This is a genomic window from uncultured Bradyrhizobium sp., assembly GCF_936943645.1.
In the GTDB taxonomy this organism is placed as follows: domain Bacteria; phylum Pseudomonadota; class Alphaproteobacteria; order Rhizobiales; family Xanthobacteraceae; genus Bradyrhizobium.
Genome location: NZ_CAKZJO010000106.1, coordinates 63,140 through 78,980, shown reverse-complemented (window position 1 = coordinate 78,980; position 15,841 = coordinate 63,140). Strand labels below are relative to the sequence as shown.

Here is a 15,841-nt window from a genome sequence, read left to right as displayed (position 1 = left end):
GTTGTCGGCGGACGATCGTACCTAGATATAGCGAACCCCGCTTCGGGGGCCATGCCATGAATATAGTGCCCTGCGATCTCATGAGTGAAATCCCCGTCTCGTCCGCCGATTTCCGCGGCGCCATGCGTCATCTCACCGGCGGCGTCAGCGTCATCACCGCCGGGCGAGGCAAGGATATTACCGGCATGACGGTGACGTCGGTGGCCTCATTCTCGGTCGATCCGCCGACGCTGCTGGTCAGCATCAACCGCGATGCCTCGTCGTTCCCGGTGATCAAGCGCTACGGCGCCTTCGGCGTGAACATGCTCGCGGCCGACCAGCTCGGCGTCGCCGAACGCTTTGCCGGCAAGGGCGGGTTGAAGGGCGCCGATCGCTTTCCGGGCAGCCAGTGGGTGACGGCGGTCTCCGGCGTTCCGCTGCTGGTCGGCGCCTTGTCTGCGGTCGATTGCGAAGTCGAGGAGATCATCGAGCGCCACTCGCATGGCATCGTGATCGGTCGTGTTAGGTCCGTCAGGAATTCGACCCGCAACGCCGCGCTGGCCTATTGGCACGGCCAGTATGTGGCGGTCGACCAGGGCGAGGACGCCGCGACGCTTGCCGATGTCAGCGTTGCCGCCCGCAGCCGGCGTGGCGTTTGATCGGCGCGGAGAGGCTGGCCTTTTCCGCCTCATCGGCCTAGAAGCCCGCAAGCCGTCCCGTTCGGGATGCGCCATGGAGTGGACCGATGAAGCGCATCGCGACCTACGCCTTCTACGCCGTCGGCGCGCTCGCGATCGCCTATCTCGCGCTCTACGCCTACGCGATGTTCTCGGGCCAGCCCGTGATCATCCCCGGCGATCCCATCCACATCTTCCGCAAGCCGGATGCGCCGAGCTATTCGTAAGACTCTCTCCTCGTCATGGCCGGGCTTGACCCGGCCATCCACGTGCATCGGCGATTCCGGAGAGGCGGGGATGCCCGGGTCAAGCCCGGGCATGACGACGGAGTGTGCGGCTCTACCCCCGCAAGATCGCCAGCGCCAGTGTCTGCGCGCGTGGCACGATGCTGTCGACATCGAGATATTCCTCCGGCGTGTGCGCGAGGCCGCCGACCGGGCCGAGGCCGCAGATGGTCGGCGTGCCGACCGCGGCGGTGAAGCCGGAATCGGCGCAGCCGCCGGAGAACTCGCCCTGCAGCGTGGTGAGGCCGACCTGTCTTGCGGCGGCCTGATAGCCTTCGAACAGCGCCTTGGATTCCGCGCTCTGTACCACCGGCACGAACTCGCCCTTGATCGTCAGCGTTGCGCTGGTGCCCGGCACGTAAGAGGTCGCGACGATCTTTTCGATCGCCTCCATCACCCGCGCGCGATCGGCCGGATCGACATAGCGCAGGTCGATCTGACCCTCGGCGTAGGGCGCCGTGGTGTTGACGGACTGGCCGCCCGAGACCAGGCCGACATTGAGCGTGATGCCCTTGTCGAGATCGGTCAGCGCGTGGATCTGCACGATCTTGTGCGCGAGCTCGCCGATCGCGCTGACGCCTGCGGCGAAATTCGCGCCGGAATGCGCGGCCTTGCCGGTGATGGTCATGTGCATGAAGATGCCGCCCTTGCGCCCGGTCACGACGTTGCCGGTGGGACGGCCCGGCTCGGAGTTGAACACGGCGCGGGCCGAACGGCCTTCGCGCTCGATCACGGGCCGGGAGGAGGGCGAGCCGATCTCTTCGTCCGAGGTGATCAAGAGCTTGATCGGATGCGGGTTGCTGCCGAATTTGTGGAAGGCGGTCGCGACGAAGATGTTCATCACGACACCGGACTTCATGTCCGCGACGCCAGGCCCGTAAGCGCGCCCGTCCTTGATGGTGAAGGGACGGCGCCCGGCCTCGCCCTTGCCGAACACGGTGTCGCGATGCCCCATCAGCAGCACCGGCTTTTCGTTGCTGCCGGGTTTTGCCACGTCGGCGTGGATCGCATCGCCGAAGGTGGCGCTGGCCTCGCGGCGGCACGGAATGCCGTGCTCGGCAAAATACCGCTCGAACCGCGCACCGACCGCATCGACGCCTTCCTTGTCGTAGGAGCCGGAGTCGATGTTCACGACGTCGCGGAGCAGATCGATCATCGCCTGCTTCTGCGACGCCAGCCAGTCCATGATTTGAGCTTCAGACATGTGGTTCCTCGCGTGGTTCTCACGCGGGGTTATAGGGCGTTGCGCAGGCGGGACCTAGTCGGAGAACGCGGTGCCGCCATGTCCACCGCTGTGGTTTGAATGCTCACTACCTCCACGCCGTCGTCCCTGCGCACGCAGGGACCCATACCGCGGAATCTATCGGTTAGCGGCGGGAGGAGTACCGAACGGCGAGTCTTCGCCAAACACCTTTCTGTGGTTATGGGTCCCTGCTTTCGCAGGGACGACAGCGAGAGCTTGGCGGGAAGGTGCCTAAAACAAAAATGCCCGGGACCAGTCCGGGCATTCGTAGTCTCAATCCGCGTGGGCGTGGCCTACGCCCCCATCATCGGCATCCGCGGATATTCGCCCGGCGTGCCCGCGGGGGTGATCGGGATGCCGCCGTCGGAATATTCGTTGAGCTTGTTGCGCAGCGTACGGATCGAGATGCCGAGGATGTTGGCGGCATGGGTCCGGTTGCCGAGGCAGTGCTTCAGCGTCTCCAGGATCAGGTCGCGCTCGACGTCGGCGACGGTGCGCCCGACCAGCGCGCGCGTCACCTGCTCGGCGGCCATGGTGGCGTGCGCCACGGCCGGCGGGGTCTTGGCGAGGTCGAGGCGATCGCCGTCCGGGGTCAGGATCGCGTCGGGTCCGATCTCGTCGCCCTGCGCCATCAGCACTGCGCGGTGCATGGTGTTTTCGAGCTCGCGGACGTTGCCCTGCCAGCGATTGGTGGAGAGCACGCGGCGCGCTTCCGCCGAGATCGGCCGCATCGGCACGCCGTTGGCCTCGGCGTATTTCTTCACGAAGTGCTGGGCGAGCTCGAGGATGTCGAGGGGACGCTCGCGCAGCGGCGGGATCTTGAGGTTGACCACGTTGAGGCGGAACAGCAGGTCCTCGCGGAACGTGCCTTCGCGCACGGCTTCGGCCAGATTGCGGTTCGAGGTCGCGATGATGCGGATATCCACCGGCACCGGCTTGGTGCCGCCGACGCGGTCGATCACGCGCTCCTGGATGGCGCGCAGCAATTTCGATTGCAGGCGGACGTCCATCTCCGAGATTTCGTCGAGCAGCAGCGTGCCGCCGGTGGCCTCCTCGAACTTGCCGATGCGGCGTGCGATCGCGCCGGTGAAGGCACCCTTCTCGTGGCCGAACAGCTCGGACTCCAGGAGATGCTCAGGGATAGCGGCGCAGTTGATCGAGATGAAGGGACGCTTGGCGCGCGCCGAGCGGGTGTGGACGTAGCGGGCCAGCACTTCCTTGCCGGTGCCGGATTCGCCGGTGATCATCACCGAGGCGTCCGAGCCCGCGATCTGCTGCGCCAGCTTGATCACCTTGGCCATGGCTTCGTCGCGATAGACCAGTTCGCGGGAATCGTTGGCGACGGCCGCCAGCACCGCGGCGATCAGCTCGGGATCGGGCGGCAGCGGGATGTATTCCTTGGCGCCGGCATGGATCGCCGCAACCGCGGCGCGGGCGTCGTTGGTGATGCCGCAGGCGACGATCGGGGCGTGGATGTGCTCGGCCTCGAGCCGCATCACGAGGTCGCGGATGTCGAGCGCGACGTCGACCAGCAGGAGGTCGGCGCCCTTGCCGCCGCGCAGCACGCGCATCGCCTGCTCGTGGTCCTCGGCGTGGGTCACGGTGGCGCCGTTGTCCATCGCGATCTTGGTGGCGGTGGTGAGCTGGCCCTTCAATGTGCCAACGATGAGAAGCCGCATGTCAGTCTCCTGTCCGTCTGGTCGCGCTGCCGCGCGTTATTCCCTGCAATTTCGCTAGCTGCGTTCGGCCTTGATGATTTCGGTCATGGTCACGCCGAGCTTGTCCTCGACCAGGACGACTTCGCCGCGGGCGACCAGCTTGTTGTTGACGTAGATGTCGATGGCCTCGCCGACGCGCCGGTCGAGCTCGAGCACCGTGCCGGGTCCGAGCTTCAACAACTCGCTGACGTCCATCTTGGAGCGGCCGAGCACCGCCGAGACCTGCACCGGCACGTCGAACACCGCCTCGAGGTCGGCGGCGGCGCGCGTCGCGTATTCGTCCTCGTTGTAGCCGACGTCCGTGCCAGCGGGCGGCATCGGGCCGTTGAGATCGGGCAGCGGGACCTGTCCGTCGGTGTCGCTCATGGCTTAGCTCCCCCTGCGGGACGCGACATAGCGTCCGACCATTTCGTCGATCTTGGCTGCGATGGCGCCGCGTTCCAGCACGACGCCGCCATCGGCCCATTCGATCCGGCAGTCGCCGGTGGCAATCTCCGGCTCGGCCAGGATCACCAGCCGGCCCTCGAAGCCGCTCTGCTTGGCGAGCCGCTCGATCTTCTCGCGGGCGGCGTCGTAGAGCGCATCGTTGATGCGAACGACGAGATGCGGCGTGGCGACCAGATGCGAGAAGCAGTCCTTGACCAGCGCGACGATCTCGCCGAGCGGCTCGGCGGCGACGAGGTCGGCGCACAGCTTGCGCGCCACCGCGACCGCGACGTCGACTGCCTCGGTCTCCATCTTGGTTTCGATGTTGCCGATACCGGAGGCGATGCCGCGGATGCCGATGTTGATCTCCTCCATCGCGAGCGCCACGCGACGGTCGCTCTCGGCCTTGGCCTCGCTTTGGCCGGCGGCAAAGCCTTCCTGATAGGCGCGCGCCTCGGCTTCCGCGACCTTCTGGGCGATCTCGGCAGCCGTCGCCGCCTTCTCGCGCGGCGACCGCTCGGGTGCCGCGAAGTCGGTGTCGAACAGGAATTTGGCGGGAGCGCCCATCAATACACCAGCTCGTCGTCGGCGCGGTTCTTGGTCAGCATGATCTCACCCTTGGCGGCGAGGTCCTTGGCGAGGTTGACCAGCAGCGCCTGGGCCTCGTCGACGTCGCGCAGGCGGACCGGGCCCATCGCCGCCATGTCGTCCTGCAGCATCTTGGCCGCGCGCGAGGACATGTTGCCGAAGAAGAAGTTGCGGACGTCCTCGTTGGCGCTCTTGAGCGCGACGCCGAGCTTGTCCTTGTCGACGTTGCGCATCAAGGTCTGGGCCGAGCCCGAATCCAGCTTCACCAGGTCGTCGAAGGTGAACATCAGCGCCTTGATGCGCTCGGCCGATTCCCGGTTGTCCTCTTCCAGCGAGGTGATGAAGCGGGTTTCGGTCTGGCGATCGAAATTGTTGAAGATTTCCGCCATCACCTCGTGGGCGTCGCGGCGGCGGGTCTGCGACAGATTGGACATGAATTCGGTGCGCAGCGTCTTCTCCACGCTCTCGATCACCTCCTTCTGCACCGCTTCCATCTTCAGCATGCGGTTGACGACGTCGAGCGCGAGCTCCTCCGGGAAGATGCCGAGCACGCGTGCGGCGTGCTCGGGCTTCAGCTTCGACAGCACCACGGCGATGGTCTGCGGATATTCGTTCTTGAGATAGTTGGCGAGGACCTCTTCCTGCACGTTGGAGAGCTTCTCCCACATGTTGCGGCCCGCGGGGCCGCGGATTTCGTCCATGATGCCGTTGACGCGCTCGGGCGCCAGATATTGCTGCAGCAGCCGCTCGGTGGCGTCGAAATTGCCCATCAGCGCGCCCGAGGCCGACATGCGCGAAACGAATTCGAGCAGCATGTCCTCGACCGTGTCGACCTCGACGGTGCCGAGCGTCGACATCTCCAGGGACAGCTGGCGCACCTCGTCGTCGTCGAGCAGCGACCAGATCTTGCCGCCATATTGCTCGCCCAGCGCCAGCATCAGGATGGCGGCGCGCTTCGGCCCCGGCACTGCCTCGGCCGGCGTGCCCGCGCGGCTGCCGGCACGTTGGCCGAGCGTGGAGATCACGCTGGTGATGTCGTTCGAGTTGGCGTTTTGCAGGGAGGCGGCCATGTCAGATCACTTCTTGATTCACTTGGCTAGGTTTCTTCGCTGGATTACTTGGCTGGTTCGGTCAGCCACTGGCGGATGATGGCGACGGTTTCGTTGGGGTTGCGCTCGGCGAGCTCGCCGACGCGATGAACGGATTGGGCGTGGACCTGGCCCTGGATGGTGGCGACGTCGATCGCGCTCGCGGCGCCGCTCGGCAGCATCGGCTGGCCGCTGGCCGGGGCCGCCTCTTCCGAAGCGGCGGGGCCGGTCAGCACGCCGGAGATCGCGGCGGCGACCTCGTCGGAGGCGAGGATGCGCTTGACCAGCGGGCGGATCACCAGGAACAGCACGACGAGGCCGAGCAGCATCATCACGCCAAGCTCGACGAAGTACATGACGTCGTCCTTGGTGAACTGCAGCATGCCGAGGAAGCCGCTGGGTTCGCCGATCGGAGCGGTGGAGGGGGCGTCTGCGAAGCGCAGGTTGACGACCTCGACCTGGTCGCCGCGCTTCTGGTCGAAGCCGATCGCCGAGCGCACCAGGGTGGCGATGCGGTCGAGCTGCTCCTTGGTGCGGTCGGTGTAGGCCAGCTCGCCCTTGTCGTTCTTGGTGTAGATGCCGTCGACCAGCACCGCGACCGAGATGCGGTTGACCCGGCCGGCCTCGGTCACCTCGGTCTTGGTGGTGCGGGAGATCTCGTAATTGTTGGTCTCTTCGGTCTTCTTGCTCTGGTCCTTGGCCGCGACGCCGTTGTTCTGCTGGTTGCCGGGCAGCTCGTTGTTGACCGTGACCTGGCCGTTGTTGTCGGCGGTCATGCTCTGCTCTTCGCGGGTCTGGCTCGAGCGCAGCACCCGGCCTTCGGGGTCGTACTTGTCCGAGGTCTGGGTCACCTTGTTGAAGTCGAAATCGGCGGAGAGCTGAACGCGGGCGCGGCCGGAGCCGACCACCGAGGAGACGATGTCCTCGACCTGCTTGCGCATCCGCTTCTCGAAGTTGATGCGGCGCTCGTCGCCGACCGCCTGCTCCGGATCGGTCGCCGCGCCGTCGGCGAGCAGCTGGCCGGCCTCGTCGACGATCGAGACGCGCTGGGGCTTCAGGCCGTTGACGGCGGAGGCGACGAGGTGGCGGATGGCGCGGATCTGCTGGGCTTCCAGCGCGCCGCGGACGCGGACCACGATCGAGGCCGAGGGCTCCGGCGCCTCACGCGCAAACAGCGGGCGCTCGGGCAGCACCAGATGGACGCGGGCGGCCTGGATGCGGTCGATGGCGCGGATGGTGCGGGCGAGCTCGCCTTCGAGGGCGCGCAAATGATTGATGTTCTGGACGAAAGAGGTGGTGCCGAGCGCATCCGACTTGTCGAACACCTCATAGCCGACGCCGCCGCCCTTGGGCAGGCCACCCTCGGCGAGCTTCATCCGCAGGCGCGTGACCTTATCCTTGGGCACCATGATGATGGAGCCCTCATTGCGGATCTCGAACTGGATGCCCTGGCGCTCCAGGTCCTTGATAATGCTGGAGGAATCCTCGACGCTGAGGTCGGTGAACAGCGTCGTCATCTGCGGCGTGGTAACGCGCATGATGACGAACGCGAAAAAGCCGATGAGCGCGGCGGTGACCGCGATCATCGCCCCGAACCGGGCGGCGCCGATACTCTTCAAAAAGTCCGCAAGACCTTGCAAGCAACCGCCCCAACAGATTCGGCCGCTTTCACTGGAAAGGCCGACTGGGCAATTATTGCCTAGGTGATGGTTTCGATATGGTTAACGAAGGTTAAGAGGTCGGACAAAAGTAGCGAACATGAAAAAAATCGGCCTCGCGGGGCGAGGCCGATTTTCGTCAAAAGCCGCAGATTTCCGGATCGCTTACTGGCGATATTGCTGAATGCGGGTGGTGCGAAGACCCGCCAGACCATGCTGGTCGATGGAAAACTGCCAGGAGAGGAATTCGTCGACCGTCAGGGTATAACGGCTGCAGGCCTCCTCGAGGGAGAGAAGTCCACCGCGCACGGCGGCGACGACTTCGGCCTTGCGGCGGATGACCCAGCGTTTGGTGCCGGGTGCTGGCAGATCCGCGATCGTCAACGGACTGCCGTCCGGCCCGATGACGTATTTTACCCTCGGGCGATGGGGTTCTGTCATGGCGTACTCACAAACTCTCAACCACTGAACTCACGCCCGTAACCCTACGCCCGGCGGCTTAAAAATCCGCTAAGCCTAAGGCTTCAATACAATTCTCGTTGAAAATGGCCGAAGCGGCGCCGTCTCGGCCGGCGGAACGGGGCGTCCGGGCCGGTCGAGGGGGTCTGCGTCAATACTTTACTAACGAATGGAGCCCACGGCGGGCTCTCTCGGCCGTCGTCCCCGCGAAGGCAGGGACCCATACCGCGTGATCTCGCGATGGGACGCGGTACCAAAAAATGACTTTACGAACTACGGGTCTTCGCCAAATGGCGTCCTGTGGTTATGGATCCCCGCGTTCGCGGGGATGACACCGCGTTATGTGGCGAGCACCTCCCCGCCCTTAATTGCTGGTCGCGATGATGCTCTTGACCTGGCTGAGCGTGTAGCTGTTGCCGTCGATGGTCAGCAGCGGCGGCGACTGGGTCAGGTCGACGGACGACACGGTGCCCTGCACCTGCGCGGCGATGCCGACATTGTTGTTCGCCACGTCCTTGCCGGTTGCCGAGATCGTGTACTTGCCGTCGGGCCATTGCGTGCCGTCATTGCCCTGGCCGTTCCAGGTGAAGGGAATGTCGGTGCCGGCGGCGGCGGTATATTTGCCGGTGAACACGGTCTGGCCGCTGGCATTGGCGACGGTGATGTCGACGGTCGAATCCGTGGGCACGTTGAGGTGCCAGGTCGCCGAGGAGTTCTTCATGGTCGCGGTGGAGCCGTCGACCAGGGCGGTCTTGCCGACGAAGCCCAGCGCCTGGGTCGCCTGCGTGGTCTGCTGCAGGGTGACGAGCTGGGACAGCGCATCGTTGGTCTTGAGCTGCTGCTCGACGCCGGCGAACTGCACCAGCTGCTGGGTGAACTGGTTGGTGTCGAGCGGATCCAGCGGGTTCTGGTTCTGCAACTGCGTCGTCAGCAGCGTCAGGAAGGTCTGGAAGTTGCCGGCGAGCGTCGATCCCGTGGTCGAGCTCAGCGAGTTCGACGAGGAGGATTTCGGAAGGTCGGTCGTCCCGGAGACGACGGAGGGCGCGGTAGCGGCATTCGTGGTGGTCATGGCCTGATACTCCTCACACTCTGATATCGACGCCGCTGCTTGAACCGAGCATGCGGCCGTAGCTGCGTCCCACGGGCGCGGCGGGAACGCTGTCGTCCTCGCTGATGATCAGCCGGCGGGCATTGCCGCCATTGTCGTTGCCCTGGCCGGAATTCTGGCCCGACGAGTTCTGGTCGCGCAGGCTGAATGACAATCCGTTGCTGCCGGTCTTGAGGCCGGCATCATCGAGCGCGCGCTGCAATTGCGGCGCGTCCTGGCGCAGCATCTGCAGCGTCTCCGGCTTCTCCACGGTGAGATGCGAGGTGACGTTGCCGGCGCGGTCGACGTTGATGCGCACATCGATGCGGCCGAGCTCGGCCGGATCGAGGCTGATGTCGAAGCGGGACTTGCCGGAGCGGATCGCGGCCGCGATCTCGACCGGGATGCCGGTGACAGGCACGGCCATGTTGGTGGCCGCGGTCGCGGTCAACGTCGCGGTCGATGCGGACGCGGTCGAAGTCGTATTCGTCAGCGGCGCCTGCACGGCCGCAGCGGCCTGGGCGCTGGTGTCGGTCGGGGCGACCAGACCTTGCGGGCCTGCATGGGTGGGCGTGGTCGGCGCGCCCTGGGGCGCATCGGCGGTGCGGTCGGCCGCACCCGGCTTGGTCTCGGTCGCTGCGCCGTCTGCCTGCGGCTTGGCGACCTGCGGATGCGCGGCCGCATTGGCGGTCGCAGCGCCCGGCGCCTGCGCGGTGGCGGCGTTCGCCTTGCCGGTGTCCTGGCCGATATTGGAGACGTCGGACTGGCCTTGCGCGGTGGCGACGGCCTGGAACGAGGTTTTCGGCGTACCCTGATTGACGGGGATCAGTCCGGCAGTCGGCTTGGTGTCGGTCGCGGTCGCATCGGTTGCGCCGGTCGCGGCATCGCCCAGCGCCGCCGAAGTGTCGGCGTCGACCTTGGCGCCGGCGGTCTTGGCGCTCTTGTCTTCCGGCGTGGCGGTGTCGGTCTTGCCGCCCGCGATCTGCGCCGCGGTCGAGGCGCTGGCGGCGATGCCGGCGGCAGCAATCGTCAGCGGTGACGAGGTGGCGGCCTGGCTCGGCGCGGCGTTCGCATCGGTCGGGACGCTAGGTGCGGCAACCACGATGGCGTTCGGATCAGGCACGGCGGCCTGCGCCGCATCGGTCGGCGCGGTTGCCGCCGCATCCACGGCGGCGGCAAGCCCATCGGTGGCCTCGCCCTTGGTCTCGTCGGACGCGTCAGCCGATTTGGCGTCCGAGGTCTCGGACTTGTCCTTGGTCTTATCCTTGGTCTTATCCTTGGCCTTGATCCCGGCGTCCTTGGCCGGATCGGCGGTGGTATCGCCAGTCTTGTCGTCCCTGGCGGAGGCGGACGTGTCGTCGCTCGCCCTGCTCTGCGCGGGTTGATCCGTGGAGGAGGTGTCGCGCGGGCCCTTGTCGGCGGAGGACGGATCGCTCCGGCGCGGTGCGCTGTCCTGCGCGGCGGCGTTGGTGTTGATGGCCTGGGTGTTGCTGTCGACCAGCGACCCGAAGGAGTCGGGCGCCTGCTGCGCGTCCTTGGTGCTCTGCGACCGCGCAGGTTTTTGCTGCGTGCTCGGAACTTGCACGCTGGCCACGACATCTGACGTACGACTGACCACAGGCGACCCCTTGGAAACAAACTTCGGCATCAAGGGAGCAAGGAGCGGGCCAGCGCCGTCGGGCGTGATTTTATACAGCAAAATCAATATGTTGATGATTCGTGGCCGGCGCACTGGGGCCCGCCGCAACCCCGCCATTTCTGCCGCCCCGGCAAGAATTGCCCTAAGCCCGTGGCGTGCGTGATTGCTTCACCGGAATGCCGCCTATATTAAAGAGGTTACTCTCAGCCGCTTTCGACCGGGCCGCCGTGCCTTTCGGGAACTGAAGTTCCCGGGGATCGCCGATGTCCCGCGAGAGGCATGAAATCGCGGATCGCCGCACGCCGCCGTCACAACCCCTTAAGGCCCATGCTCAACAGTCTGGATCTCGAAGGCCGTCCTGAGGACACCAGGGTCGTTGTCGCCATGTCGGGCGGCGTCGATTCCTCGACGACGGCTGCGCTTCTGAAGGCGGAAGGCTACGACGTCGTCGGCATCACGCTGCAGCTCTACGACCATGGCGCGGCGACCCACCGCAAGGGCGCCTGCTGCGCCGGCCAGGACATCCACGACGCCCGCGACGTCGCCGCCAAGCTCGGCATTCCCCATTACGTGCTCGACTACGAGGACCGCTTTCGCGAGTCTGTCATCGACAATTTCGCCGACTCCTATGCGCTCGGTGAAACGCCGGTGCCCTGCATCGAGTGCAACCGCTCGGTCAAATTCCGCGACCTCCTGAAGACCGCGCGCGAGCTCGGCGCGCAGGCGCTCGCCACCGGCCATTACGTCGCCTCGCGCCGGCGCGAGGACGGCTCGCGCGCGCTGGTCTGCGCCGCCGACGCCGACCGCGACCAGAGCTATTTCCTGTTCGCGACGACGCAAGAGCAGCTCGACTTCCTGCGCTTTCCGCTCGGCGACATGACCAAGCCCGAGACGCGCGAGCTCGCGCGCCGCTTCGGCCTCAGCGTCGCCGACAAGCACGATAGCCAGGACATCTGCTTCGTGCCGACCGGCCGCTACACCGACATCATCACCCGCCTGCGGCCGAACGCGATGGATCCCGGCGACATCGTCGATCTCGAGGGACGCGTGCTCGGCCGGCACAACGGCATCGCCAATTTCACCGTCGGCCAGCGCCGCGGCCTCGGCATCGCCGCCCACGCGCCGCTGTTCGTGGTGCGGCTGGAGGCAGCGACCCGCCGCGTCGTCGTCGGCCCGCGCGATGCCCTGAAGATGCACCGCATCGCCCTGCGCGACGTCAACTGGATCGGCGGCGGCGACATCGACCGCGCCATCGGCGCCGGCCTCGAGCTGTTCGTGCGCGTCCGCTCGACGCGCGCGCCGCAGCCGGCGTGGCTGCGCGGCAGCGACGGCCATTACGAGGTCGAGCTCGTCGCCGGCGAGGAGGGCGTCTCGCCCGGCCAGGCCTGCGTGTTCTACGACGCGCCTTCGGGGCAGGCGCGCGTGCTCGGCGGCGGCTTCATTCAGAGCGCCGCCGCGAAGGTCGCAAGCAACGCAGCGAGGCCGCTCGCTGAAGCGGTGCGCGGCTAGACATTCCGGGCAGGGCAGGGGGCATGGCAGCAGACATCTCGCGGGCCGGGGTCGAGAAGGCCTATGGCCGCTGGGCACCGGTCTACGATCTCGTGTTCGGCAAGGTGTTCGACGCCGGCCGGCAATCGACCATCGCGGAGGCCGATCGCATCGGCGGGCGCATCCTCGACGTCGGCGTCGGCACCGGCCTGTCGCTGTCCGATTATTCGCGCACCACGAAGATCTGCGGCGTCGACATTTCCGAGCCGATGCTGCGCAAGGCGCAGCAGCGCGTGCGCGCGCTTCGCCTCTCCAATGTCGAAGTGCTCTCGGTGATGGACGCCAAGAACCTCGCCTTCCCATCAAACTTCTTCGACGCGGTGGTGGCGCAATACGTCATCACCGCCGTGCCCGATCCCGAAGGCACGCTCGACGAGTTCGTGCGCGTGCTCAAGCCGGGCGGCGAGCTGATCCTGGTCAACCACATCGGCGCCGAGAGTGGTCCGCGCAAACTGTTCGAGCTCGGCTTTGCCCCGATCGCCCGCCGCCTCGGCTGGCGCCCGGAATTCCCCTGGGCCCGCCTCGTCAACTGGGCCGCCAAACACGGCGGCATCACGCTGACGGAGCGCCGCCCGATGCCGCCGATGGGTCACTTTTCGCTGATCCGCTACCGCAAGGCGTAGCCGCACGAGGCGCTTGCTCGGTCATCTCCGATCACATCGCGCACCGCCCGGGAACATCGCCCCGTTCCCGCGCGTTTTGCTTCCATGCGCACGATAGCGAACATCATCCTGGCCAGCCTCGCGGTCGCCGCCTCCGGCGGTGCGATCGCGCAGGCGCCCCCCGCCCCGGCGACGCCGCCGCAAGCGACCGCGCCGCCATCCCCGCAACATGCCGCCAACTGCCTGCCGCAGGACCGGCCCAACCGGCAGGCCGACGGCACCACCACCGGCCAGTCGCGGGAACCGCTCGGCGACAAGCTGGCGAAATCCGACGGCGTGCTCTGCCCGCCCGCCGGGGTTGATCCCGAGATGCACGCCCCGGCCCCGGACGCCGGCGGCAACACCCCGGTGATCCCGCCCCCCGGCAGCCCCGGCGGCGACCCCAATGTGAGGCCGAAGTAGGAGATTTCGCGCGTCCTTCGCCTCTCCCCGCCCTTGTTCCGCCGTAGCCTTGGCGAAGGCGGATGCGGCCGAAATCCGCGCAAAAGCGCGGATTCAGGGTGAGGGGAGCGACCGCGAGTCGGACGCCCGAAATCGACTGAATCCGGCGCCGAATTCACGCGGCCAATCGCCCGACCTTAGCTTGACTTCCCGCCGCCCCCTTCTTTATATGCCGCGCGTTCGCGAGATCGGCCTTTCGCCGTTCGCGACCCTGTGGCGGGGTAGCTCAGCTGGTTAGAGCACGGGAATCATAATCCTGGGGTCGGGGGTTCGAGTCCCTCTCCCGCTACCAATTCTCATCTCCTCGCTCCCGATATCGGCAGGCACGGCTCGCGTCGCGAGCAGCACGGCGCGCCTTCGTTGCGGCGTCGCCCCGACGCGCGGCTAGGAACTCCAGGGCACGATCGACGCTTGAATCCGCGGGCCAGAGTCGCCGCCGATTGCTGGCCTGCACGGCCCGCCTCCAAGCCCCCCATGCCCCCCCAGGGTGGGCCGTGCGTCATCAGCAGGAGACACCATTGTCCGACCCGACCGAGCAGGAGATCAGAGACCGCGCGCATCGCCTCTGGGAGCAGGCCGGCAAGCCCGAAGGCCGTGACGACGAGTTCTGGCACGCCGCCGAGCAGGAGCTGCGCAACGAGGACAAGTCGAGCACCTTGCGCACGCCGGATACGCTGTGACCGAGAAGCTGTGCCCGTTCTGCCGCGGTCTCGGATGGGTCTGTGAAAACCATCCACTCCGAGCCTGGAGCGACAAGCCCGGCGGCTGCCGCTGCGGCGAGGGCATGCCCTGCACCTGCAACACCACCGAGGATCCGGAAGTCAGGGCGGTGATCGTCGAGGCCGATACGACCTGGCACTAGCGACGTCGACTTGATGTGATGCGCAGAATGGGGTGAGCCCTTGCGAAACCCGTCATGCGCCACGTCATCCAGATTCCGATGAGTTTCGCTGCGCTCTTCCCATGCCGCGCCGAGGGAACGGACCATCCCGGAAATGAATTCACTGCTTGAACAGCACGGGCTCTGACAACAACACTTTCCCACGGCAGCATCGGCGGTGGACGAGCAGAAGAAGATAGAGCACCAGATCGAACTCGCCACGCGAGCGGCCGCGCTCGTCAAGGACGAACCCACCGGCCATCGCTTCCGCAGCTTTGCCGAGGAGCTGAAGCGAAAGCTCCGCCGCATGATGCGCCGCGGCCAGGTCCGCACCCGGGCCTACGAGCTCTGGGAGCAGGCGGGACGGCCGGCGGGTCGCGATCTCGAGTTCTGGCTCGACGCGGAGCGGCAGCTGGAGGACGAGCGCGAGGAGCGCAAGGGCGCGGGCGGTCCGTAGGCGAAAGCTTCACCTCGATCGAGAAGCATCGCGTCGAGAATTCGTCATGCCCGGGCTCGTCCCGCCTGCGGGACTGAGGCCCTTCGGCGCGGCGAAGGCCCGGTCCTCCACGTCCTCAGTGCTGCGTTGCAAAGAAGAAAGCCGCCGGGCTCTTCACCCAGGCGGCCTCGAAAAGTCCGGAGCTGTCGATCGTCGCCGCAGCCTCACGCGTACCGCCGTTACCTTGTTTGCGGCCATGCAGGATGTTTGTAGGCGAAGGTGCGCGATTCTGCTGTGATCTGAACCACACAGTGCACAATTGATGGAAAGGCCAGGAGCCGCGCGAGATCCTGGACGTTGGCAGGGGGAGAGCCCTTGCGAAACCATCGCGTCTCGGAAGTGAGAATCCTGTTGAGTTTCGCTTCGCTCTTTCATCCCGCTTCGGGCACTACGGAGCGCTCCGGCGATGCGAAGCATGCCGGTGCCCGACGCGGCTTGCGGCGACAAGGCGCGCGACGGTGTGCTGGATTGGTGGAACTCCTTCCTCTCCACCGTCGTCCGAGTTTTCATGCAGAAGAAATCGGTGACTGTGACTGACATACGCGCAGCGGCTTTCTGACGCACGTCCGCGGTACGCGGTTTCGTTTCTGCTCGTTCACGCCTCAGCGCGGCAAGTGCACGATGCTCACGTGCGTCGGACCGCTCACGCAACCACCGCAGCGATCCAACGAGATTTGCCCAGCGTTCAGCGTCACATATCAAGCAGGCGCGCGCCGCTGTTCCCCTCGTCGTCGTCGAATGCATCAAATGCGAGCGATCGCCGCGCCTGCAATTCGCATTCTGCCTATGGGCTACCTCACACTTTGAAATTTAGCGGCTCACAATTTGCTGACGCGGTGCCAGGCGACGTACGTTGCTTTGTCTAATTCAGGTTGTATGGTGGCCGCGAGCATTTCGACTTGGCCGACGACGTGTGGGCGATGGGTGCTGTCCACACTTGGCGGTCGCGATCAGAAGAAAAATGTTCG

The 15,841-nt window shown here is 66.2% G+C and carries 18 protein-coding genes and 1 tRNA gene; 10 read left to right on the top strand and 9 right to left on the bottom strand.

Annotation, left to right across the window (positions count from 1 at the left end; translation table 11 throughout):
* The first annotated feature begins 56 nt into the window (after window positions 1–56).
* Together Q0743_RS31750 and Q0743_RS31745 are read left to right on the top strand one after the other, a co-directional pair.
* Entirely contained in the window at window positions 57–638 is a 582-nt protein-coding gene (locus Q0743_RS31750; protein WP_298245362.1) for a flavin reductase family protein, read from the top strand.
* A gap of 86 nt (window positions 639–724) precedes the next feature.
* Complete coding sequence (locus tag Q0743_RS31745) at window positions 725–883, top strand: hypothetical protein (protein ID WP_298245361.1); 159 nt, start codon at window positions 725–727, stop codon at window positions 881–883.
* A 112-nt stretch (window positions 884–995) separates the two neighbouring features.
* On the opposite strand, the gene Q0743_RS31740 is transcribed toward Q0743_RS31745, so the two are convergent.
* The 9 genes from Q0743_RS31740 to Q0743_RS31700 all read right to left on the bottom strand — a co-directional run bounded on the left by Q0743_RS31740 (window position 996) and on the right by Q0743_RS31700 (window position 10,825).
* Window positions 996–2,144, bottom strand: coding sequence for a M20 family metallopeptidase (locus tag Q0743_RS31740; RefSeq protein ID WP_298245360.1), 1,149 nt, complete (start codon window positions 2,142–2,144; stop codon window positions 996–998).
* A 332-nt stretch (window positions 2,145–2,476) separates the two neighbouring features.
* A complete protein-coding gene (locus tag Q0743_RS31735; protein WP_298245359.1) occupies window positions 2,477–3,862 on the bottom strand; it encodes a sigma-54-dependent Fis family transcriptional regulator in 1,386 nt (461 codons plus the stop codon).
* 54 nt (window positions 3,863–3,916) lie between these two features.
* Window positions 3,917–4,267 (bottom strand): flagellar motor switch protein FliN, encoded by a 351-nt coding sequence (fliN, locus tag Q0743_RS31730; RefSeq protein ID WP_298245358.1) that lies wholly within the window; start codon window positions 4,265–4,267, stop codon window positions 3,917–3,919.
* A 3-nt stretch (window positions 4,268–4,270) separates the two neighbouring features.
* Window positions 4,271–4,894, bottom strand: a complete 624-nt coding sequence (locus tag Q0743_RS31725; RefSeq protein WP_298245357.1) for a FliH/SctL family protein — start codon at window positions 4,892–4,894, stop codon at window positions 4,271–4,273.
* Complete coding sequence (gene fliG / locus Q0743_RS31720) at window positions 4,894–5,985, bottom strand: flagellar motor switch protein FliG (RefSeq protein WP_298245356.1); 1,092 nt, start codon at window positions 5,983–5,985, stop codon at window positions 4,894–4,896. Before fliG ends, Q0743_RS31725 begins: the two co-directional genes overlap by 1 nt.
* Window positions 5,986–6,029: 44 nt before the next feature.
* A complete protein-coding gene (gene fliF, locus Q0743_RS31715) occupies window positions 6,030–7,643 on the bottom strand; it encodes a flagellar basal-body MS-ring/collar protein FliF (protein ID WP_298245355.1) in 1,614 nt (537 codons plus the stop codon).
* A gap of 183 nt (window positions 7,644–7,826) precedes the next feature.
* Window positions 7,827–8,102: a DUF1153 domain-containing protein gene (locus Q0743_RS31710; protein WP_002714638.1), complete on the bottom strand. Its 276-nt coding sequence runs from the start codon at window positions 8,100–8,102 to the stop codon at window positions 7,827–7,829.
* Between the two features lie 382 nt (window positions 8,103–8,484).
* On the bottom strand, window positions 8,485–9,189 hold the full coding sequence (locus Q0743_RS31705) for a flagellar hook capping FlgD N-terminal domain-containing protein (RefSeq protein WP_298245354.1): 705 nt from the start codon (window positions 9,187–9,189) through the stop codon (window positions 8,485–8,487).
* 13 nt (window positions 9,190–9,202) lie between these two features.
* Window positions 9,203–10,825, bottom strand: coding sequence for a flagellar hook-length control protein FliK (locus Q0743_RS31700; protein ID WP_298245353.1), 1,623 nt, complete (start codon window positions 10,823–10,825; stop codon window positions 9,203–9,205).
* Between the two features lie 348 nt (window positions 10,826–11,173).
* On the opposite strand from Q0743_RS31700, the gene mnmA reads away from it, so the two are divergent.
* From mnmA to Q0743_RS31660, 8 genes are all read left to right on the top strand, one after another.
* Window positions 11,174–12,355: a tRNA 2-thiouridine(34) synthase MnmA gene (gene mnmA / locus Q0743_RS31695; protein WP_298245352.1), complete on the top strand. Its 1,182-nt coding sequence runs from the start codon at window positions 11,174–11,176 to the stop codon at window positions 12,353–12,355.
* Between the two features lie 23 nt (window positions 12,356–12,378).
* A complete protein-coding gene (locus Q0743_RS31690) occupies window positions 12,379–13,017 on the top strand; it encodes a class I SAM-dependent methyltransferase (RefSeq protein ID WP_298245351.1) in 639 nt (212 codons plus the stop codon).
* A gap of 84 nt (window positions 13,018–13,101) precedes the next feature.
* Window positions 13,102–13,458 (top strand): hypothetical protein, encoded by a 357-nt coding sequence (locus Q0743_RS31685; protein WP_298245350.1) that lies wholly within the window; start codon window positions 13,102–13,104, stop codon window positions 13,456–13,458.
* A 254-nt stretch (window positions 13,459–13,712) separates the two neighbouring features.
* Window positions 13,713–13,789: transfer RNA gene (locus tag Q0743_RS31680), tRNA-Met, on the top strand.
* 226 nt (window positions 13,790–14,015) lie between these two features.
* Window positions 14,016–14,177, top strand: a complete 162-nt coding sequence (locus tag Q0743_RS31675) for a DUF2934 domain-containing protein (RefSeq protein WP_298245349.1) — start codon at window positions 14,016–14,018, stop codon at window positions 14,175–14,177.
* On the top strand, window positions 14,174–14,359 hold the full coding sequence (locus Q0743_RS31670) for a hypothetical protein (protein WP_298245348.1): 186 nt from the start codon (window positions 14,174–14,176) through the stop codon (window positions 14,357–14,359). Before Q0743_RS31675 ends, Q0743_RS31670 begins: the two co-directional genes overlap by 4 nt.
* A 196-nt stretch (window positions 14,360–14,555) precedes the next feature.
* Window positions 14,556–14,834 (top strand): DUF2934 domain-containing protein, encoded by a 279-nt coding sequence (locus Q0743_RS31665; RefSeq protein ID WP_298245347.1) that lies wholly within the window; start codon window positions 14,556–14,558, stop codon window positions 14,832–14,834.
* A 454-nt stretch (window positions 14,835–15,288) separates the two neighbouring features.
* On the top strand, window positions 15,289–15,432 hold the full coding sequence (locus tag Q0743_RS31660) for a hypothetical protein (RefSeq protein WP_298245346.1): 144 nt from the start codon (window positions 15,289–15,291) through the stop codon (window positions 15,430–15,432).
* The last annotated feature ends 409 nt before the right edge of the window (window positions 15,433–15,841 follow it).